Genomic DNA, 19,065 nt, shown 5'->3' on the forward strand with positions numbered 1-19,065 from the left:
CTGCCGTCAGGCAGGCTTCAGAAATTGATGCCAAGCGTAGCGCCGTACGTCCTTGGCGGCATCAACGAGCCGACACGCGGGAATTGATAGGTGGCCGCCGCAATGATGTTGTTCGCGATCACGAACTCATCACCGATATTCTTGACCCATACGCCGAGTGACCAGCGATCCTTGGCGGCGTGATAGGTCAGACCGGCATTGGCCATCGCATATGCGCCCTGTTCGGCGTCGCGATTGTTGAACTCGGTGAAGTAGACCTTGGACTGCCACTTCGCGTCGCCGTTCAGCGTGATCTTTCCACTGCCGACCGGCACATCCCAGGTGAAACCACCGCCGAACGACGTTCGCGGCGCATTGGGAAGACTGTTGCCGCTCAAATCGACCAGGCCCGGCTGGTTGGGACATGGCGCATAAGAGATGCCCGCGCGCGCCGGAAAGGCGGCACCGTAATAGGCGTTGCAGAACTTCGTGAACTTGGCATTCAGATACGACGCATTGGCATTGATCGAGAGGCCGCCGACGATCCGCGCTTCCAGCTCGAGTTCGCCGCCATAGTTGCGCGCGGTCGCCGCGTTGATCGTTTGGACGATGCTGTTCGCGTTGACGAAGCTAACCTGCAAGTTTTTGTAATCATAATAGAAAATCGCACCGCTCAGCAGTACGCGATTGTTGGCAAAGCGCTGCTTGAAGCCGCCCTCATAGCTCCATACCGTTTCAGGATCGATCGCCGGGTCGGTGCTCCCGACATTGATCACGCCCGATTTGAAACCCTTAGTGACGCTGGCGTACAGCATCGTCGTCGTGGTGGGATGATATTCGATCAGCGCCTTGGGCGTAACCGACGACCATCCTTTCGCGACGTTGGTTGGAATGTTCAGCCCAATCGCATCGAACCGAAAATAGCCATCGCCGCTGCGATGCTCATAATTGTAGCGACCGCCGAGCGTGACCTTCACCGCCGGGCTGAGCTCATAACTGGCCTGCAGATAGACGCCGACGGCATCGATCTTGACGACGCCCTTTTGCTCATAGGCACCATTGTCGAACGTGCTCGCCGGCAGGCCGAACAGCAAGGCCAGGTTCGTGGTCGGCACGAGCACCTGGCCCGACAGCTTCTCGTGCAGATACATCGCGCCGCCGAGCAGCGATAAGCCGCCACGCTGGTAATTGACCGTGACTTCCTGGCTGAACGACCTGCTTTTTTCGACGTAATTGTTCTGGCCGGCCAAATTGACTTGCGACGAATCCAGATCGTCGCGCTGAAAACGGTCGAAGCTGCGATAGGCGGTGATTGTTTTGATCGTGGCCGCGCCGAGATTGAAGTCGAGCGTTCCGGTCGCGCCATAGCCTTTGCGACGATTGATCGCTTCCTGATCGGAATAGATATTGCGCAGGTTGGGGGTTTGACCGATCGACGCATAATAGCCGATCACCGTTTTGCCGCCGAGCAGCGTATGCGGCAGCTGGTTTTCCGGAACGACCGACGGCCCGAAATAGTGAAACGCGTAATTGTGATCGTCCTCGTTGAAATGATCGAGGACCAGCGTTGCGCGCACCGACGGATTGAAGTTGGCGATGATCGTGCCGCGCAGCGCGTACGCGTCGCGATCGTCGACGTCGCCGCCTGTAAACAAATTCTTGCCGTAGCCGTCGCGTTTTTCATATTTGCCGGCGATCCGCGCGAGCAGGCGGTCGTCCCCGGACACGCTGCCACCAACCGCGCCCTCGATGATCTTGGCGTTATAGTCCCCGTAGGTCGCGCGGATAAAGCCTTGCAGCTCCTCCTTCGGACGCGCGGTGACGAGATTGATCGCGCCTGCGGTTGCGCCGCGTCCGTAGAGAATCGACTGCGGCCCGCGCAGCACTTCGATCTGCTCGAGATCGAAGAAACCGCTCAACTGCTGCGCCGGGCGGGGCAGAATGGCACCGTTCTGCAAGAAGGCGACCGCGCCTTCGCCACCGACATCGAAATTGTTGAGCCCGACGCCGCGGATGAAGGTCCGGTTGACGCCGAACTGATCGCCGATCGACACGTTGGGGACGACAACCTGAAGGTCACCGATATTGGAGACCCCGCCCGGCCCGAGATCGGCACCGGTGATTGCGCTGACTGCCCCGGGGACTCGGCTTAGCGAGGTGTTTTGGCGCGTCGCCGTGACGATGATATCCTGGATCCCGTCCTGATCGGCGGAGGCGGGCGGGGAGGGAGGCGTAACGGGTGCCGTTTGCGCATGGGCAAGGGCGGGCACCATCAGCATGGCCAAAGGCGCGTAACGCGCCAGCAAAAAGCGTCGCAGCATCCGAACTCCCCTATTTTTCGGCCACGCTTGATCACGCGGCATCTTTTGATACTGACGGGTATATCTTTCTTTACATCGGTATTCAAGCGGATGTTGCGCTCGGTTTTTGGTGTCCCGGCAGTCTCTCGCAGCGTCGCCGCACCGCGTCATCCCGACGGACGGTCGCGAGCATAAGGTCGGGGGGAGGGCGACGGCGCTACGGCAGCTATGGTCGCGGTGGTGGCAGAGCCGCAGGGCCAGAGACGGGCCGTGCCGCGCTATTTAGCGCATCTCAGGCCGGTGTGGCGCGCTTCACTCGAGTGGGCCGAAGATGTCCGCCAGGCAATCGACCAGGGTGTCGGGGCTATACGGCTTCTGCAAAAAACAATGCGCACCGTTGTCCAGCGCGCGGGTGAGCAGGTCGTCGGTGGGATAAGCGGTCATCAAGATCAGCGGCACCGCAATGCCGCGCGTGCGAAGCGCGTCCTGAAACTCCAGGCCTGACATTTCGGGCATGTTGATGTCGGAGATGATGCAGCCGAACTGGTCAGGGTCGGCCGCGAGGCATTCGGGCGCAGAGGGAAATTGCGCCGCCTCCAGGCCGAGCGAACGGATCAGGCTAGCTGTCGCCGAGCGTACGAGGTCGTCATCCTCGACAATCGCCACCGTCCGCTGCTGCAAGGTCATCGAAATTCCTGGTCATGGCCGACTTTGGCGACCGCTTCCCTGCTAGAGCGTTCGCGGGGCGCGCAAAACCATACACAAGTTTAGGATGGGACGCCGCGCCGCCCGATCGCTTCGGAAAGCCGTACCAGATCGGCGACCGTGCGCACGCCCATTTTGCGCATCATACTGCCGCGGTGCAGCTTCACGGTGATTTCGCTGAGGCCAAGGTCGGCGGCGATCTGCTTGTTCATCAGCCCGGCCACGACGCGTTCCATGACTTCGCGTTCGCGAGGTGTCAGCGAGGCTTGGCGCTGTGCGGCCGCGGCGATCGCATCTTCGTCCTCCAGCCGCTTTCGGTCGCGATCGAGTGCGGTTTCGACGGCATCGATAATATCCTGATCGCGAAATGGCTTTGCGAGAAAGTCGATCGCGCCCGCCTTCATGGCGCGCACGCTCATCGGAATGTCGCCATGCCCGGTGATGAAAACGATCGGCGCGCGGTCACCGCGTTCCATCAGTTTCGCCTGGATTTCCAACCCGTTCATGCGCGGCAGGCGGACATCCATCACCAGGCAGCTGGGCCCTTTTGGCAACGCGTGTTCGAACAGCGTCTGCGCTGAATCGAAGGTGAGCGTTCGCAGGCCGATCGAGCGAAACAGCGAATCCATCGCGGAGCGCACCAGTGCGTCATCATCGACGATGATGACCGTCGGTTCGCCGTGATGATCGCTGCCGTCTGTCTCCTGCGTCCGTCGTGCCACCCGATCTCCCTTCCTTCCCGTCTCCCGACCATCGCCGCGATCGGGCTTTGCGCTTTACCGCGTCTCGCCGGGCTGGCCTATGGCTGGGGCAGGTTTCGCAAGGTGCGGACCATGGCGGCGGCGTGTTCGGCGCATTTCTGGATATCGCGCAGGCTGCTCTCCACTTCCTCAAGATCGGGGTGATCGCGCTTGAGCCAGCGCAGCGCGGCACCGGCATTGGAGAGGATACTGGAAAGCGGCTGGTTGATCTCGTGTATGATCGAAGCGGCCTGGATTTCTCCTTTGCCGCCTTCGGTGCCGTTGGCATCGCTTGGTGTCATTCGATTTCACCAGTCCATTGCGGTTGGAGGGGAGCCGTGAAGCGGTAAGCGCGAAGAAAAATGCGTGGCCGCATGCGACGTTACGATACCAGCGGCGGCGGACGATTATTGTCGAAATCGCACACAATAACCAAAGCTTGTCCCATATTGCGCCCAGCTTTGCTGAGCGCCGCGCGCGTGCCTGTTCGGATCGGTCGAATGTCCCAGTGGCGACGCAAAACGTCTTTTGCCGTCCCTGTAAGATCGCGCGCGCCGACATCGAAAAGCGCGGCGGTCCACATCAAGACAGGATGATGTTCGCGGGGACGGATGCCCTTGTGCGGCGCGCTTGGCGCGGTTGGAAAATGCCGACCATGTTCCAAGCCCACCGAATATACGATTGTATGATTACTGCGCAGAATGCCGGCTAATACACGGTGCCCATCCGAAACCTCAGGATGTGACCCATGAATGCCATAGCGACCGGCCCGCTGTTGCGGTCCGTTATGATAGCGCTGGCGTCCCGCACGGACGGGAAGGGCGCGTGATGCGGATTGCAATTGTCGGAGGCTCGCTCGGCGGGCTCTTTGCGGCGGCGTTGCTGCAACAGGCCGGGCACACGGTCCATGTCTATGAGCGGTCGCGCGCGGGCCTCGCCGGGCGCGGTGCCGGGCTGGTGCCGCAGGAGGATGTCTTCGCGACCTTGCGTCTGCTCGGGCTCAACCATTTGGCGAGTGTCGGCGTGGTCGCGCGGGAGCGGATTTTTCTCGACCTCGCCGGTCGCATCGTTGATCGCGCCGCCACGCCGCAACTGCACGTGTCGTGGGATCATCTCTACACCGGCCTGCGCGGCCTTGTGGGGGAGGAAAATTACAGCGTCGGGCGGCTGGTCCAGCGCGCGGGCCAGGACGACGGCTTGGCCTGGATCGAGTTCGCCGACGGTGCGCGCGCGGAGGCGGAACTCGTGATCGGTGCCGACGGGATCGGGTCGGCGGTGCGGTCGGCCGTCATCGGCGGCACGCAAAATGCGCGCTATACCGGCTATGTCGCGTGGCGTGGCCTGATCCCGGAAAGCGCCTTGTCGGCATCGGCGGCGAGCACCTTGCTCGACCGTTTCGCCTTCTACACAGCGCAGCGGACGCAGGCGCTGGGCTATGTCGTGCCGGGGCCGCGCGGCGAGATCGATCAAGGCCATCGGCGGTACAATTGGGTGTGGTATCGACGCGAAGCCGATCTGAGCGCCACGCTGACGGACCGCGAGGGGCGGGTGCACCCCTTCTCCCTTGCGCCAAAGCAACTATCGAACGCGGCCAGGTCCACCTTGCGCCACGACGCCGAAACGCAGTTGCCACCGCAATTCAGGGATGCGTTGCACGCCGAGCCGGAGCCGTTTGTGCAAGCGATCTTCGATTATGAGACCCCGCAGATGGTCCGTGGCCGTTTGGCGCTGCTTGGTGACAGTGCCTTCGTCGCGCGTCCGCACACTGCGATGGGGGTGGCCAAGGCGGCGGCGGATTCGCTCGCACTGGCCGAGGCACTGGCGGCCGCGCCCGTCGAACAGGCCTTGCTGCACTATCAACGCGAGCGGCTGCCGGTCGGGCGCGCGATCACGCAATATGGCCGGCGACTGGGGGACTTCATGGCCTGATCGGCCACGCGCGCCGGGCTTAGAGGGACGGGTGTTGGGACGCCTAGAACGGCACCGGTGCGGCGAAGCGGGCCGCGCTTTCTTCGCGCGCGCCGAGCACTTCCGCCATGCGCACCAGGTCGGCAAGCGATTGCGCGCGCATCTTGCGCATCATGTTTCCGCGGTGAATCTTGACGGTGATTTCGCTGACACCAAGGCGCGATGCCACCTGCTTGTTGAGCAGGCCGGCTGTCACCAGGCTCATCACCTCGCGCTCGCGCGGCGTCAGCGTCTCGTAAAGCGGGCGCGCCGTGTCACTTTTGCGCGTCTCGGCCCGGCGGACGGCGTTGAGGCGGACCGCCTCGTCGACTGCCGCGAGGATCTTGTCATCGGCGCACGGCTTGGTCAGGAAATCGACCGCGCCCGCTCTCATGCCCTGCACCGTCATCGGGATGTCGCCATATCCGGTCATCAGGATGACCGGAACCTTGGCATCGCGCTCGCGCAGCTCCCGTTGGAAGTCGAGACCGCTCGCCCCGTTCAGACGGACATCCAGCAAAAGGCACGCCGCATCCTTTGCGCGGGGGCAGGCCAGATAGTCGGCGGGCGCGGTGAAGGTGCGCACCATGAACCCCGCCGCGCGCAACAGGTTGTCGATCGCGCTGCAAACGTCGCGATCGTCATCGATCACACAGATGAGGGCGGGGGGGCTTGCTGTTTCCGAAATGCTCATCGCGTGTCTCCCACTTGCTCGTCAAAGGCAGCCGCAGCCGCTCGACCGAGGGGAATATGCCATCCGCCGCTTGGGACGGGCTACCATCCAAGCGAGCAGCAGCCCTACACCAAGGTATGGTGGCGCGAACGACCATGTCCGGCACAGAGGCGGAGGCTGTGGTACCGCGCGCTTTTGCCGGGCGCGCGGAAAGGGAGCGGGCCGCAGACGCTGCAGAAATGCTTCCGCGACCCGAGACGATGGACGCCGCTTTCAAACGCTAAGTATCTTTAAACGAAAGTATAAATTTAACGGCTGCATCGAATTTCTAGATGAGACCCGAGGCCTGGTGCCTCCTGGGGCGATTTTGTCCTGGTCAGGAAACAGTGCCGGTGTGGCGCTGGTCGAATCGGAGGAGAAAGTTAATGAGCAACGGAAACAGCTATGCGCGCCCATTCGCCGCCCTGACGGCGGTTGGTCTGTTGGTGGTGGGCCTGTCTGCGCCGGCAATGGCGGCTTCGACCAAGAGCATTCAGAAAACCGAAGACGCGTTGCTCGCTGCCGGTTTCGTCGATCGCCCGGCCAGCACGCCCGAGCGCGTCGCGATGATCGCCCAACTCCCCAAGAACAGATTCATCCGCCGGGTGAAGGGGCAGATGGTGCATTACGTCTATGCCGATACCAAGAATTGCAACTGCATCTATGTCGGCACCCAACAGGCTTACGGGGCGTATGTGAAGGCGATGCAGGCCCAGAAGCTGGCCGACACGCAGCAGATGGCGGCGGAGGATTACGCGAATCCGGCCTGGAACTGGGGTGCCTGGGGCGGCTTCAACCGCGGCTGGGGCTTCGGGCGCTATCGCGGCTGGTAACGGCGAGCAGGCGCGCCGCTCGACTGGAGCATCCGATGCTTGCGGCGCGCCATTTTGATTTTTGAAGGGGAGGGCCAATGCCAGACACGGATCCAAGCGGCCTAGCCTTGCCAGGCCCGATGCCGCCGTTCGCCGCCCTCGGAACCCCCAATTTTCGACGGTTCGTCACGGGCCAGGGCATCAGCCTGGTCGGGTCGTGGACGGAAACCGTCGCACAGGCATTGCTCGTCCTGCAATTGACCAATTCGGCGGTCGCGGTGGGCCTCGCCACCGCCGCGCGGTATCTGCCGGTGCTGTTGCTGACGCCCTATGCCGGCCTGATCGTCGATCGCCACGACAAGCGCCGCATCCTGATCCTCACCGCCTGTTCGCTGGCGCTGTTGTCGGTGCTGCAGGGCGCTCTCGTCCTGTCGCATCACATGCAGATGTGGGTGGTGTTCGTCGTGGCGCTGGTCTTTGGCACGCTGTCGGCACTCGACAACCCTGCCCGCCAGGCGTTCATCCCCGAAATGGTCGGCAAAGGTCTGATCCGCAACGCCGTCACCATCAACAGCACGATGGTCAATGTCGGGCGGGCGCTTGGGCCGCTGGTCGCCGCCGGGCTGGTCAGCACGGTCGGCATCGGATGGTGCTTTCTCATCAACGCCATCAGCTTTGCAGCCGTGCTGTTCGCGCTCGCTACGATGGACACCCGCGCGCTGTTCCCGGTAAAACGCGTAGCGGTGGCGCGCGGTCAGGTGCTGCAGGGCCTGCGATATGCCGCGACCGTGCCCGAGATTATTGGGCCGATCGCGATGATGGCGCTGATCGGCACTTTTACCTACGAGTTTGAGGTCAGCCTGCCGATCTTCGCGAAGATGGAGCTGAACCCCGCACCTGTGACCTATAGCTGGCTGCTCGGCGCGTTCGGCGCGGGGTCGGTGCTGGGTGGTTTCTATTGCATGGTCCGTCCGGCAACGGGCTTGCCCCGCCTGGTACGCGCCGCCGCGCTTTATGCGGCGGCGATGCTGGCGCTGTCCTTTGCGCCGTCCTTGCCGGTGGCGGTACCGGTGCTGATCGTGGTGGGCCTGGCCAGCATCACCTTCATCACGACCGGAAATTCCACGATCCAGCTTGCCGCCGCGCCCGAATATCGGGGTCGGGTTACGGGTTTGTGGTCGACCGCCTTTGTCGGATCCACGCCGATCGGCGCAACGATCATCGGCTTTGTTGCAGCGCTCAGTCCGCGCTGGGCGATCGTGGTGGGTGCGCTGGCGTGCATCGTCGCGGCATGGGTCGGGTGGCATTTCCTGGGCCTGCACCCGGCCCCGAACGGCGATGCAGAGGATTCCGGGGCACCCCGCTCAATGCGATACGGAAAGCGCTGTGCATAAACTTCCGTATGATAGCATCCGCAGTGGTTCCAAGAGATCAGAGTGACACGTTTGCACCGGAGAATTGGAAGGAAAGTGCGATGATCGCAACAGAAAGTCCGAAGCCGGGTTTCGCGCCCCAGATCACAGTGTTGCCGCCGATGCCCGAACCGAGCGCGGCCGACGAGGTCAATCATCGCGTCGCCAACAGCTTGCAATTACTTGCTGCCATGGTTTCGATCGAGGCGCGCGGGATCGTCGATCCGCTGGCGCTGGCCGCGCTGGACATGACGCAGCGCCGGATCGGCGCGATCGCGGGCGTTCACCGCCTGTTGTATCAAGTGCGCGATGCCCGCTCGGTCGACATGGCGGCCTATCTCGGCGAGTTGGCCGGCGATCTGGAGCAGAGCTGCGCCGATGCAGCGGGCGGACGGCATGTCCGCATCGACGCGGAGGCGCTGCATCTGTCGGCGGACAACGCGACCGCAATCGGCATCATCGTGTCGGAACTGGTCGGAAACGCCTGTAAATACGCCTATGATCCGGGCCAATCCGGGGACATCCAGATCTCGCTGCGGGCGATGCCGTTCGGTGGCTATCAGCTCGAAGTCTCGGATCGCGGGCGCGGCATGGCGGGCGGCGTCGCCCCACAGGGCACCGGGCTTGGCAGTCGGCTGATCGCAATGATGGCGGACCGGCTGCGCGCGCGCTATGCGTGGCGCGACATGCGGCCGGGGACTTGCTTCACCTTGCTGGTCGATCGGTGCTGACCGGCTTTATTGAGGCAATATCTGATCGATCTGTGCGCGGAATTGGGCGATCCGGGCGCGATCGGCGCTGGCATCATGGTCCGGCCGTGCGACCGCCAGGGGGCAATCCGCCGCGATCAGCACGTTGGTCATGGCGTCGGGGCTGATGGCAGGGTCCATTCGCCGCATCTCCTTGACCGCCTCTTCGACGACATTTTCACGGTTGCCGCCGCCCAGCCGTCCGGTCAATCCCGCGACATAACCGGCACCGCCGATGGAGGCCGGGGCGACCGCGGCTGCATCCGGGCACCCCACGACCGTAACGGGTTTGCTGGACGAGCAGCCGCCCAGGAAGAGGGCAAGCGAGCCGAGGAAAATGCGTCCGTCCATATCGATCTCCCGTGGAACACGATCGTCATGGCGGCGCACCCGGGGGGCAGGGGAGGTGCGCCGCCATCGCCGAGATCCCTTCCGCGATGGCGGACGGGCGGCACGTCTCGCAGGCACACCACGCGCATCATCGCGGGTGGCACTGCTCGAACATCCTCGAAATATGGGGGCGCTGGCGCGATCCAAGTCATACCAAGGTTTGTATGGCCGAGGCCTGCTGGTGGCGCGGTTTTCCTGCGGCTGCCCGCCCCGACGACCGCTCCAAACCGCGTCTCCAAACCATTGTATAATTTCGGGGGCGCGGCCCGAAACCTAGATAGGCAGTGCCGGTCATATTCGGGACCAGTGGTCACACACGATCAACCGCCGAATCCCTATGCCCTGGCACCGACCGGACGTTCCTTCGGGCAGCGTCTCCCTTCCTTCCCACCAAAAAGGGCAAATGCGGATGTCAAACCTTAAGCGTGAACCGTCCCGGCGCGCGGTTCTTGTCGGGACCGCCAGCGTCGCTGCCGCGACGTTGCTGCCCACAGCAACTTTTGCGCGCCCCCTTCCCCCCACGCACACCGGAGATACCAAGATGGCCAGCGGATTCATCAAGACCAAGGACGGCACCGAGATCTTCTACAAGGATTGGGGTCCCAAGGACGCCCAGCCGATCGTGTTCCACCACGGCTGGCCGCTCTCGGCGGACGATTGGGACGCGCAGATGCTGTTCTTCCTTGCCAACGGGTATCGCACCGTGGCGCATGACCGCCGCGGTCATGGGCATTCCACCCAGGTCGATACCGGCAACGATATGGATCATTATGCCGCAGACGCTTCGGCGGTGGTGGAGCATCTGGACCTGCGCAATGCCGTCCATATCGGTCATTCGACTGGCGGGGGCGAAGTCGCCCGTTATGTCGCGCGGTACGGCCAGCCGCAGGGACGCGTGGCCAAGGCCGTGCTGGTCAGCTCGGTTCCGCCGTTGATGCTGAAGACGCCGAACAACCCCGGCGGCACGCCGCTATCGGTCTTTGACGGCTTTCGCGCCGCTCTCGCCGCCAATCGTGCGCAATTCTATCGCGATGTTGCCTCCGGCCCGTTTTACGGCTTCAACCGACCCGACGCGAAGGTTTCGCAAGGGGTGATCGACAATTGGTGGCGCCAGGGCATGATGGGCGGCGCGATCGCCCAATATGAGGGCATCAAGGCCTTTTCGGAAACCGACCAGACCGATGACCTGAAGGCAATGGCGGTGCCAACCCTGATCCTGCAGGGCGATGACGATCAGATCGTGCCGTATAAGGACGCGTCGATGCTGCAGGTCAAGCTCGTGCAGAACGGCACGCTCAAGATCTACAAGGGGTATCCGCATGGGATGCTGACCACCCATGCCGACGTCATCAACCCGGATCTGCTGGCGTTCGTGAAGGGCTGAGCCCCGGATCCGCACGACGACAAAAAGGGGAGGGTGGAGAAATCCACCCTCCCTTCTTGGTATCTGCTGGTGGAAATGCGTCTCTTTCCGGTGGGCGCGATACTAGGCCGCCAAAAAGAGGGCGGGCCCTGCGGCCCGCCCCCCGGGTATCAGCGCTTGTAGATGACGGTGCTGATGGTGTCGTGCAGCGAACCCTTGGGGTGCGACTTGCACGTGCTGACAATGACCGGGGTGAGCGTGTCGACAGCGCTGATGTCGATGGCCTTCACGCTGGGATTGCGGGCCTTATTGTAGCCGATGATATAGGAAATCGCCTGCGGCTTGTACTTGTTCTCGATGTCGAGAAAGTCTTCGCAGCTGATTTCCTGGCCGCCTTTGCGCGTTTTTACGAATTGATCGGTGGTGACGACGCCGTTCTTGACCTGAATGTTCTTGGCCGTGCTCTGCGAGCAGGCCGGCGTCGCCAAAGCGGCCATCAGGATGCTGGCTGCGAAGAAGGAGGAGCTGCGCATGGGAAGAACCTTTCGTGTTACGCTCGCAAGCGTGGGTCATGGGACGATCTGACACTCCGGCCGGTACTGTGCGGCCAAAGCGATTTCGATCGCCGCCAAAGTAACGGCGCGACGGGCGCATTTTGATAATACGTTGATATGAGTCGGTGGCGCGATCGGTATCCGCTGGCCAGCGATGACACCGTTATTGCCCGTGTTGGTCGCGACGCTGTGTGTCGGCATCTGTCTGCGGACATGCGGCGACGTCAACGGGAAGAACTCGAAACGATCGTATAGGTATCACCACCAAAGCGGCTCGTCATACCGTGAAACAGCCCGGACGGATCTTGGTTCGGCGTCAGGATCACCATAAAAGTCGAGGTATCGTCATGACTGACCCGCGCGCTGCGCAGCTTTCACCGCATCATGAGGCCCCTGCTTTTGGCAATCCGGATATGCCGGCCGAGGGTCGTGTGAACATTACCGATGACGCCAAAAGCGGCCGCATGACCGGCCCGCGCAATCCAGTGATCGAAAGCCAGTTCCCGTCGCAGATCGATGCGCCGGCGACCGACATCAGCACCCAGCCGTTCTTCTGGTCGTCGTTCAACATCTCACCGCGCCGCCAACAGCTTGGGGGCTGGGCACGCGAGCTGACACAGGCCGATTTCGCGATCTCCGACGAAATTTCGGGCGTGAACATGTATCTCGAAGCGGGCGGCATCCGCGAGCTGCACTGGCACCAGACGGCGGAATGGGCGATCATGACGCGCGGGCGCTGCCGCGTCACCACGCTCGATCGCCACGGCCGCCCGAGCATTGAAGATGTGGAGGCGGGCGACCTGTGGTACTTCCCGCCGGGCCTGCCGCACTCGCTGCAGGGGCTCGGTCCGGACGGTGCCGAATTCGTCATCGTTTTCGACGACGGGTCCCAGTCCGAAAGCAACACCCTCCTCATCACGGATTGGTTCGCGCACACGCCGCCCGAGGTGCTCGCCAAGAATTTCGGCATGCCGATCGAGACGTTCAAGGATATCCCGCTCCACAACCTCTGGATCTTCGCGGCGAACGAACCCGGCGATCTCGACGCCGATCGCAAGGCGGCCAGGGTCGTGGAAGGGACCGAGCCGGTGATCTTTCGCCTGTCGCGCTCGCCCGCCATCAAGAGCAATAGCGGCGGCAGCATCCAGACCGCGGACAGCCGCAACTTTCCAATCGCGAAGACCGTGGCGACCGCGCTCGTCACGATCGAGCCGGGCGGGATGCGCGAAATGCATTGGCACCCCAATGCCGACGAATGGCAATATTACCTGCGCGGAAGCGCACGCATGACGGTGTTCAACACCGGCCCCAAGGCGACCACGACCGATTTTCGCCCCGGCGACGTTGGCGTCGTGCGGCGCAATTACGGCCATTATGTCGAAAATACCGGCGATGACGTGCTGCAGTTCGTCGAGGTGTTCCGCTCGGATCGTTATGAGGAGGTCTCGCTCGCCAATTGGCTCAGCCATTTGCCCCCGGCGCTGGTCACCCAGCACCTCAATATCGACGCTGAGACGCTGGCGAAATTTCCGGTCGGAACGCAGGGCATCGTCCCCCTCCCGACCAATCGACCGTCCCCTTAGGCTTGGCACCTTTGGCGGGTACCCTGTCGTTCGGCGGCCCGCCTCCGATCGTGTGCAGATTATACAATCCTCGGTGCTCGGGTCACCCTAAGCCTTCTTCATCGGGGTCGCGTCACTGCGTGGGCGTCGATCCGGGATGAGCTTGGCGTGCGGCTACGGGCGCGTGCAACATTTCTACGCGGTATGGGATTGATATGACCTCGATCGATCACAGGCCTTCGTCGAGCGTCGTATTTGGCACTGTCGATGCCGCAGAGTTCACAGGCCAGGGTTCATCGGACGGCAGCTTCACGCGACGGCTGTTTGGCCGGATCACCGAAAGTGCCGCGCTGGCCGACGCGCTCGCGCGCGTGCGGGCCAGCGGTCGTTCCGAAATCGTGTTGCTGTCGGGCGTGTCCGGGGTCGGAAAGTCGGCGCTGGTCCGCAGATTTCGCATGTTGATGGCGGCATCGCCGCACCGCTTCACGGCGGGCAAATGCGACCAGCTTCACCATAATGCGCCGTTCGTGCCGATAGCGCAGGCATTGAAACATCTGGCGCATGGCTTGCTCGGCGAAAGCGATGCCATGCTCGAAAGCTTGCGCGCGTCCCTTTTGCCGGAATTGGGAAACGATACCCGCTTGGTCGTCGATCTCGTGCCGGACATGGAGATCGTGCTAGGAACCGGTGGTGCGCGGACCGACATGTCCCCCGCACTTGCAAAGGTCAGGCTTCACAAAGCACTGTTGGCGACGATTGCAGCGCTGGCGACGCGGGAAGCGCCGCTGATCCTGTTCCTGGACGATATTCAGTGGGCTGACCCCTTCTCGCTTGAAATGCTGATGAGTCTGGCCGCCGATCCTCCGGCCAACACGCTCGTCATCCTGGCCTATCGTGAAGACGAAGCGCATGTGTATTTAAAGCCCGTCGGCTTCCTCGACGGAATCGGCGCGTGCGCGCTTCCGGTGACACCGATCGCGTTGGCGGCGTTAGCGCCGGATTCGATCGTCGAGATGCTGGAGCACACCTTTGGCGGCTCGGATCGTGATCTGAGGGCGTTGGGGCACGCCATTCACGCGAAAACCGGCGGAAATCCGTTCTTCGTGCAGCAGGTTCTCGGCAGCCTGCGCGAGGAAGGGGTGATCCGCTATGACGAGCCGCGGCAGTGCTGGATTTGGACCGCCCAAAACCTCGAAACGTCGGTGCACGCCGGCAATGTGGTCGACTTTACCGGTAGCCGGGTCGAGCGTCTGCCGGGCGAGCAACGCGAAGTCCTCCAATCGCTTGCGTTGATCGGCAGCCGTGCGGATGGCGGTTTGCTTGGGGCGTTCATGGATCTTGACCGCGATCCGTTGGAGGCGCGGACACGCCCGCTGGTCGAAGCCGGGTTCCTCCACCGCGATGCCACGCACTATGCGTTTGCGCATGACCGCATCATGGAAGTTTCCATCGCCTTGACCCCGGAGGCCGACCGGCCCGTTCGACATGCCGCGCTTGCGCGCCTGATGCTCGAGCAGCGCGGTACCACCGGCGTCACCGAATTCGATATCGCCGACCATGTCGTCGGGGCGATGGTGAGCGATGTTGCCATAATCGACCGGCCGCTGTTCGCGCGCGCGCTTGTCGACGCGGCGGATCGCGCGTTGCAGACGGCCGCGGTTGACCAGGTCACGCGCTACATGGAGGGCGCGAAGCGCCTGTCGTCCGACGAATGGTGGCAAACCCATTATACCTTGGCGTTCGACATCGATTTTCGCAGGATCGAAAATCTGTTGCAGATTGGTGCTGTGGACGTTGCCGAACGCACGATCGACGCCTTGTTGGGCCATGCCGCCAAACCGATCGACAAGGCGCGGGTGTATCGCCTGAAGGCGGTCACGCGGACGCTCCATTCCGATTATGACGGCTCGATCGCGGCGGGGCTGGCCGGGCTGGCGCTGCTCGGCGTCGATCTTCACCGCTTTCCCGCGCAGGCCGAATGCGACGCCGCCTATGAGCGGGTTCGGATCGCGCTTGGCGATGCCCCGATCGCCAGCCTGGCCGATCTGCCCAAAACCGATGATCCCGAAATCGAGGCGATCATGGCTTTGTTGACGACGATGGTCGCTGCGATTTTCGCAGATGACGGGCTGCGTTTCATCCACGTCGCCAAGATCGTCGAACTCACGCTGGCCCATGGGGCCACTGCGGGGTCGGCTTATGGCCTGGCCTGGTTCGGGGTGTTCGTGTGCGATTTCTACGGACAATATGCCGACGGTTTCGAATATGGCCTGGCCGCGCTCGCGCTGGTCGACCGGCATGGATTTGAGACGCAGCGAACGGGTACGCTTGTCGCGCTCGATCAGCTCAGTCCGTGGACGCAGCCCTTTTCCTACGCCGTCCTGCGGATCCGCGAAGCGATTGCGGCGGGGCATGCGGCGGGTGATCTTGGTATGACCTGTTATGCGCGCAACCACCTGGTGACGGACCTGCTGATGATGGGGGCACCGCTGGCGCTGGTCGAAGAAGAGGCCGAACGCGGGCTGCAGTTGACTCGCCGCATCAATTTTCGCGACATCGAGTTGCTGATCGGCGGCCAATATGGGCTGGTGCGTCAGCTGAGCCGGAACGAAACGATGCCGCCGTTCGAATCCGCGGGCGACATCACCTCGGCCTCGACCCGGTTCTGGGTTCGCCTGAATGCCGGCATGGCCGCCTATTTCTTCAAGGATTATGCGCGGGCATCGCAGGTGCTCGACGAAGCGGAGCTCCTGTCCTGGGCGCTTCCGGCCAATATCGATCTGGCCTATCTCGCCTTGTTCTCCGCCCTCACCGCCGCCCAATACGGGGAAGGTGCAGACGCCTTGCGCAAGATTGAGGTCCATCGCGCCCGGCTGGCGACCTGGGCCCAGCTCAATCCTCGCAATTTCGAGAATAAGCGCTTGCTCGTCGAAGCGGAAATGGCGCGCCTGCGTGGCGAGGGGCTGGGGGCCCTGCAGCTTTACGATCGCGCGATCGAGGCGAGCGGGGACTTTGGCCACGAACGCGCGATGGCCCACGAACTGGCCGCGCGCCATTGCAGCGCAATCGGGCTGGGCGTGACCGCTGCCTATCATGGCCGCGCGGCGCGCACCGGCTATCGCGATTGGGGTGCCACCGCCAAGGCTACCCTGCTTGAAACGGATCATCCCGAATGGTTTGGCAGCCAGCAAGGCGATCAGACTCGCGACGTCGATACGGTGCTCGATCTCGCGCTGTCCTTCTCTCAGGAACTCGCCCCTGACCGGCTGACCGAGCTGCTGACCAGCACGATGATCGAGCGCTCCGGCGCACAGCGTGGCTTGCTGATGATTTTGCGCGACGGCGAGCCCGTCATCGAATCCATGGGGGTTCGCACGCCGGGCGGGATCGAGGTCAGCGTGGCGGCGGTGATCCCCACCGCCGAGCGCATAGACCCAACGATCCTGAACACGGTGATGCGCACGCAGACATCGGTTGTCACTGCCGATCGGCAGCAGGGGCAAGTCCTGTCGATTCCCCTGCTCCAGCGCAATCGGTTGCTCGGCATCGTGCATCTCGAACACTGTCCTGCAGAGAGCTGCTCGCCGTCCGGCGTCGCCTTAATGGAGCGGATCGCTGCGGTGGCCAGTATCGCGCTTGGCACCGCGCACCGGCACGCCGCGCTGATGGAGGAGGATGCGCGTCGCGCGCAGACCGAAAATGCGCTGCGTGCCGCTCGGGCAGAATTGGCGCAGACCTCGCATCTTTCGGTGATGGGCGGGCTCGCCGCATCGATCGCGCATGAAATCGGCCAGCCACTCGCCGCGATCGTTTCGCATGCCGGGGCCAGCATCCGGTGGTTGAAGCGGGTCGAGCCCAATATTCCGGAAGCCGTGACGGGCCTGCAGCAGATCAAGGACGGCGGTTTGCGCGCGGCCGACATCGTCCGCGGCCTTCGCGCGCTGGCCCGGCAGGAACCCGCATCCCGCAAACCCGTCGTCCTGAATGCCGTGGTGCGCGACGTGCTGGAGCTGACGGCGGCGGAAATCGACGAGCGCGCGGTCGTGCTGATTCTGCACCTGGACGAAGCCGAATCCGTCGTCATCGGGGACTATGTGCAATTGCAGCAGGTCGTGCTCAACCTGGTGATGAACGCGATTGACGCGATGGGGGCCGTTCCGGAGGCGGAGCGTGCTTTGACGGTTACGACACACCGGGAAGAGGGCAGCGCCGTCGTGCGGGTGGAGGATTCGGGCACCGGCATTTCGCCGGAACATCTCGCGCGCATCTTCACGCCGCTGTTCACCACCAAATCGAAGGGGATGGGCATGGGGCTGGCGATCTGCAAATCGATCGTCGAGGCTCATGGCGGACGATTGACGGCACGCCATGCCGACAAACGCGGTACGGTTTTCACCTTCGAGCTGCCGAGCACCACCGAAGGTGCCGTGCCGGGAGAGGGCGCTTAGCCGGCCGAGCCCCGGCTAAGCCGGTCTTGACCATGCCACTGCATGGGAAACGCGATGGCTCTGGCGGGCATGGCTGGGCCTAATTCGTTACAAGCACTTGCACCTGTCCGCCATTATAGTCGGTCAGGAAAAGTGTCTGTCCGTCGTCGCCGACGCTGACCGAGCGCGGAAAGTGTGTGGCCGGAATGGACGCCGTCAGTTTGGGCGCACTTGGCACAGCGTCGAGCAAGGCGAGGTTTCCCGTGGCCGTCGCTCCGCCAAACCTATTGGAGTTCGCAACGGCCAGGCGCTTTCCGCCAGCGAACACCGCAAGCCCGACCGGTGCCTGCCCGCCGCTGTCGCTTTCCCCCAAAAACGCCTGTGCCGGATCGGTTTCAAGCCGGTCTGTTGAGAAGGCGAGGACCTTGTCGTCGCCCCGCGCCGCCACCCACACCGTTTGCCCATCGGGTGACACCGCCGCCCGCACCGGCGAGCACCCCGCCGCTGTCGCTGAAATCACCGAGCGGGCATCGCCAGCTTCGGCCCGGGCGACGTCGATCACCGACAACAAGCCGAACGGCTGCGCGGGACCATCGCCCTGTCGGCAACCGCCATGCGCGAGCTTTGGCACGGTCGCATTGGCCAACCGCGCACCGGGCCGCGCCACTTCGCTGGTCACGTAGAGCCTGCGTCCGTCGCGCGACAGCACCACGCTGGTGACCGCGGCGGCACCCGTTGCGACGCGGCCCACCACCCTGCCGCCGGTCGGTGCTCCCTTATCGTCATAGGAAAGCGCGACGATGGCGACGTGACCGCGCAGGTCGTGCCCCGCAGCATCGGTCGACACGACGCCATATTCGTTCGCGACGAAGGCATAGCGACCGTCTGGCGAGATCGTAACATCGATGCTGCCTTGCCGCGACGCCGCGCTTCCGAGCGAGACCGTTACCGGGCTCGCGTGGCAGCCATCGATTACGGCGGCACGGCTAAACAGTTGCAGGCCAGCATCCCCCGCCGCCACGACCAGCGTGTTCCGGTCCGCCGAGATCGCGATCGCATGCACCTGCTTCGCATCCACCGCTTGAAAGCAGTCGAACTTCAGCGCGGCAGGCGAGGTGCCCGTAAAGACTCGCAGCCCTGTTGCGCTATCAGGCCGTCCATTTGCTGTGACCGTCACGATCACCGCGCCTGGTAGCGGCAGTGCCGCAAACGGGTGCCCCTGGGTCGGCAGGGCCGCGATCTCTTGCGCCCGTACGGGCGTGGCGAGTGCCAGCACAGCTAGAATCAGGAAACGCATGGAGTGCCTTTTTGAAGATCAGACAAAAACGCCGCGTGCGACAGTGTGCGCTTGCGCGCAGCACATCGCAACGCCTGCCAACGCTGGATAAGCCACCGTATGTCGAGGGAAATGGT

General features: G+C 63.2%; 16 protein-coding genes. 7 read left to right on the forward strand and 9 right to left on the reverse strand.

The window, feature by feature from the left end:
• Positions 1-17 precede the first annotated feature (17 nt).
• From H4W01_RS01025 to H4W01_RS01045, 5 genes are all read right to left on the reverse strand, one after another.
• A complete protein-coding gene (locus H4W01_RS01025) occupies positions 18-2,300 on the reverse strand; it encodes a TonB-dependent receptor (protein ID WP_209609523.1) in 2,283 nt (760 codons plus the stop codon).
• 291 nt (positions 2,301-2,591) lie between these two features.
• Positions 2,592-2,966 carry a response regulator transcription factor gene (locus H4W01_RS01030; protein ID WP_209609524.1) on the reverse strand — a complete coding sequence of 125 codons (375 nt, stop codon included), beginning with the start codon at positions 2,964-2,966 and terminating at the stop codon, positions 2,592-2,594.
• An 80-nt stretch (positions 2,967-3,046) separates the two neighbouring features.
• Positions 3,047-3,706: a response regulator transcription factor gene (locus H4W01_RS01035; protein WP_209609525.1), complete on the reverse strand. Its 660-nt coding sequence runs from the start codon at positions 3,704-3,706 to the stop codon at positions 3,047-3,049.
• A gap of 77 nt (positions 3,707-3,783) precedes the next feature.
• Positions 3,784-4,026 carry a histidine kinase dimerization/phospho-acceptor domain-containing protein gene (locus tag H4W01_RS01040; protein WP_209609526.1) on the reverse strand — a complete coding sequence of 81 codons (243 nt, stop codon included), beginning with the start codon at positions 4,024-4,026 and terminating at the stop codon, positions 3,784-3,786.
• A gap of 80 nt (positions 4,027-4,106) precedes the next feature.
• Complete coding sequence (locus H4W01_RS01045) at positions 4,107-4,394, reverse strand: hypothetical protein (protein ID WP_209609527.1); 288 nt, start codon at positions 4,392-4,394, stop codon at positions 4,107-4,109.
• A 158-nt stretch (positions 4,395-4,552) separates the two neighbouring features.
• Between H4W01_RS01045 and H4W01_RS01050 the strand changes: the two genes are divergently transcribed.
• Complete coding sequence (locus H4W01_RS01050) at positions 4,553-5,653, forward strand: FAD binding domain-containing protein (protein WP_209609528.1); 1,101 nt, start codon at positions 4,553-4,555, stop codon at positions 5,651-5,653.
• Between the two features lie 43 nt (positions 5,654-5,696).
• Here the strand turns inward: H4W01_RS01050 and H4W01_RS01055 are convergent, their stop codons facing one another.
• Positions 5,697-6,365 (reverse strand): response regulator transcription factor, encoded by a 669-nt coding sequence (locus H4W01_RS01055; protein ID WP_209609529.1) that lies wholly within the window; start codon positions 6,363-6,365, stop codon positions 5,697-5,699.
• A 404-nt stretch (positions 6,366-6,769) separates the two neighbouring features.
• Here H4W01_RS01055 and H4W01_RS01060 point away from each other — a divergent pair, with 404 nt between their 5' ends.
• The 3 genes from H4W01_RS01060 to H4W01_RS01070 all read left to right on the forward strand — a co-directional run bounded on the left by H4W01_RS01060 (position 6,770) and on the right by H4W01_RS01070 (position 9,338).
• Positions 6,770-7,216, forward strand: coding sequence for a hypothetical protein (locus H4W01_RS01060; protein ID WP_010406552.1), 447 nt, complete (start codon positions 6,770-6,772; stop codon positions 7,214-7,216).
• A 77-nt stretch (positions 7,217-7,293) separates the two neighbouring features.
• Positions 7,294-8,589, forward strand: coding sequence for an MFS transporter (locus tag H4W01_RS01065; protein WP_209609530.1), 1,296 nt, complete (start codon positions 7,294-7,296; stop codon positions 8,587-8,589).
• Positions 8,590-8,669: 80 nt separating this feature from the next.
• Complete coding sequence (locus H4W01_RS01070) at positions 8,670-9,338, forward strand: sensor histidine kinase (RefSeq protein WP_209609531.1); 669 nt, start codon at positions 8,670-8,672, stop codon at positions 9,336-9,338.
• A 6-nt stretch (positions 9,339-9,344) separates the two neighbouring features.
• On the opposite strand, the gene H4W01_RS01075 is transcribed toward H4W01_RS01070, so the two are convergent.
• Positions 9,345-9,707, reverse strand: coding sequence for a hypothetical protein (locus H4W01_RS01075; RefSeq protein WP_209609532.1), 363 nt, complete (start codon positions 9,705-9,707; stop codon positions 9,345-9,347).
• 580 nt (positions 9,708-10,287) lie between these two features.
• On the opposite strand from H4W01_RS01075, the gene H4W01_RS01080 reads away from it, so the two are divergent.
• Complete coding sequence (locus H4W01_RS01080; RefSeq protein ID WP_209609533.1) at positions 10,288-11,130, forward strand: alpha/beta fold hydrolase; 843 nt, start codon at positions 10,288-10,290, stop codon at positions 11,128-11,130.
• Between the two features lie 149 nt (positions 11,131-11,279).
• Here H4W01_RS01080 and H4W01_RS01085 read toward each other — a convergent pair whose 3' ends face one another.
• Entirely contained in the window at positions 11,280-11,642 is a 363-nt protein-coding gene (locus H4W01_RS01085) for an HdeA/HdeB family chaperone (RefSeq protein ID WP_209609534.1), read from the reverse strand.
• Positions 11,643-12,010: 368 nt separating this feature from the next.
• Here H4W01_RS01085 and H4W01_RS01090 point away from each other — a divergent pair, with 368 nt between their 5' ends.
• The gene (locus H4W01_RS01090; protein WP_209609535.1) at positions 12,011-13,246 is read left to right on the forward strand and encodes a cupin domain-containing protein; all 1,236 of its coding nucleotides are present in this window, start codon (positions 12,011-12,013) and stop codon (positions 13,244-13,246) included.
• Between the two features lie 194 nt (positions 13,247-13,440).
• Positions 13,441-17,673, forward strand: a complete 4,233-nt coding sequence (locus tag H4W01_RS01095) for a trifunctional serine/threonine-protein kinase/ATP-binding protein/sensor histidine kinase (RefSeq protein WP_209609536.1) — start codon at positions 13,441-13,443, stop codon at positions 17,671-17,673.
• Between the two features lie 79 nt (positions 17,674-17,752).
• Here the strand turns inward: H4W01_RS01095 and H4W01_RS01100 are convergent, their stop codons facing one another.
• On the reverse strand, positions 17,753-18,949 hold the full coding sequence (locus H4W01_RS01100) for a hypothetical protein (protein ID WP_209609537.1): 1,197 nt from the start codon (positions 18,947-18,949) through the stop codon (positions 17,753-17,755).
• Between the last annotated feature and the right edge of the window lie 116 nt (positions 18,950-19,065).

This window comes from Sphingomonas sp. PL20 (assembly GCF_017875905.1).
Taxonomy (GTDB): Bacteria; Pseudomonadota; Alphaproteobacteria; order Sphingomonadales; family Sphingomonadaceae; genus Sphingomonas; species Sphingomonas echinoides.

Bases quoted from the DNA above. Each gene is read 5' to 3' on its own strand.
- H4W01_RS01075 (WP_209609532.1), bottom strand. From the start codon at position 9,707: ATGGACGGACGCATTTTCCTCGGCTCGCTTGCCCTCTTCCTGGGCGGC.
- H4W01_RS01100 (WP_209609537.1), bottom strand. From the start codon at position 18,949: ATGCGTTTCCTGATTCTAGCTGTGCTGGCACTCGCCACGCCCGTACGG.
- H4W01_RS01095 (WP_209609536.1), top strand. From the start codon at position 13,441: ATGACCTCGATCGATCACAGGCCTTCGTCGAGCGTCGTATTTGGCACT.
- H4W01_RS01085 (WP_209609534.1), bottom strand. From the start codon at position 11,642: ATGCGCAGCTCCTCCTTCTTCGCAGCCAGCATCCTGATGGCCGCTTTG.
- H4W01_RS01025 (WP_209609523.1), bottom strand. From the start codon at position 2,300: ATGCTGCGACGCTTTTTGCTGGCGCGTTACGCGCCTTTGGCCATGCTG.
- H4W01_RS01055 (WP_209609529.1), bottom strand. From the start codon at position 6,365: ATGAGCATTTCGGAAACAGCAAGCCCCCCCGCCCTCATCTGTGTGATC.
- H4W01_RS01090 (WP_209609535.1), top strand. From the start codon at position 12,011: ATGACTGACCCGCGCGCTGCGCAGCTTTCACCGCATCATGAGGCCCCT.
- H4W01_RS01060 (WP_010406552.1), top strand. From the start codon at position 6,770: ATGAGCAACGGAAACAGCTATGCGCGCCCATTCGCCGCCCTGACGGCG.
- H4W01_RS01050 (WP_209609528.1), top strand. From the start codon at position 4,553: ATGCGGATTGCAATTGTCGGAGGCTCGCTCGGCGGGCTCTTTGCGGCG.
- H4W01_RS01040 (WP_209609526.1), bottom strand. From the start codon at position 4,026: ATGACACCAAGCGATGCCAACGGCACCGAAGGCGGCAAAGGAGAAATC.
- H4W01_RS01070 (WP_209609531.1), top strand. From the start codon at position 8,670: ATGATCGCAACAGAAAGTCCGAAGCCGGGTTTCGCGCCCCAGATCACA.
- H4W01_RS01080 (WP_209609533.1), top strand. From the start codon at position 10,288: ATGGCCAGCGGATTCATCAAGACCAAGGACGGCACCGAGATCTTCTAC.
- H4W01_RS01030 (WP_209609524.1), bottom strand. From the start codon at position 2,966: ATGACCTTGCAGCAGCGGACGGTGGCGATTGTCGAGGATGACGACCTC.
- H4W01_RS01065 (WP_209609530.1), top strand. From the start codon at position 7,294: ATGCCAGACACGGATCCAAGCGGCCTAGCCTTGCCAGGCCCGATGCCG.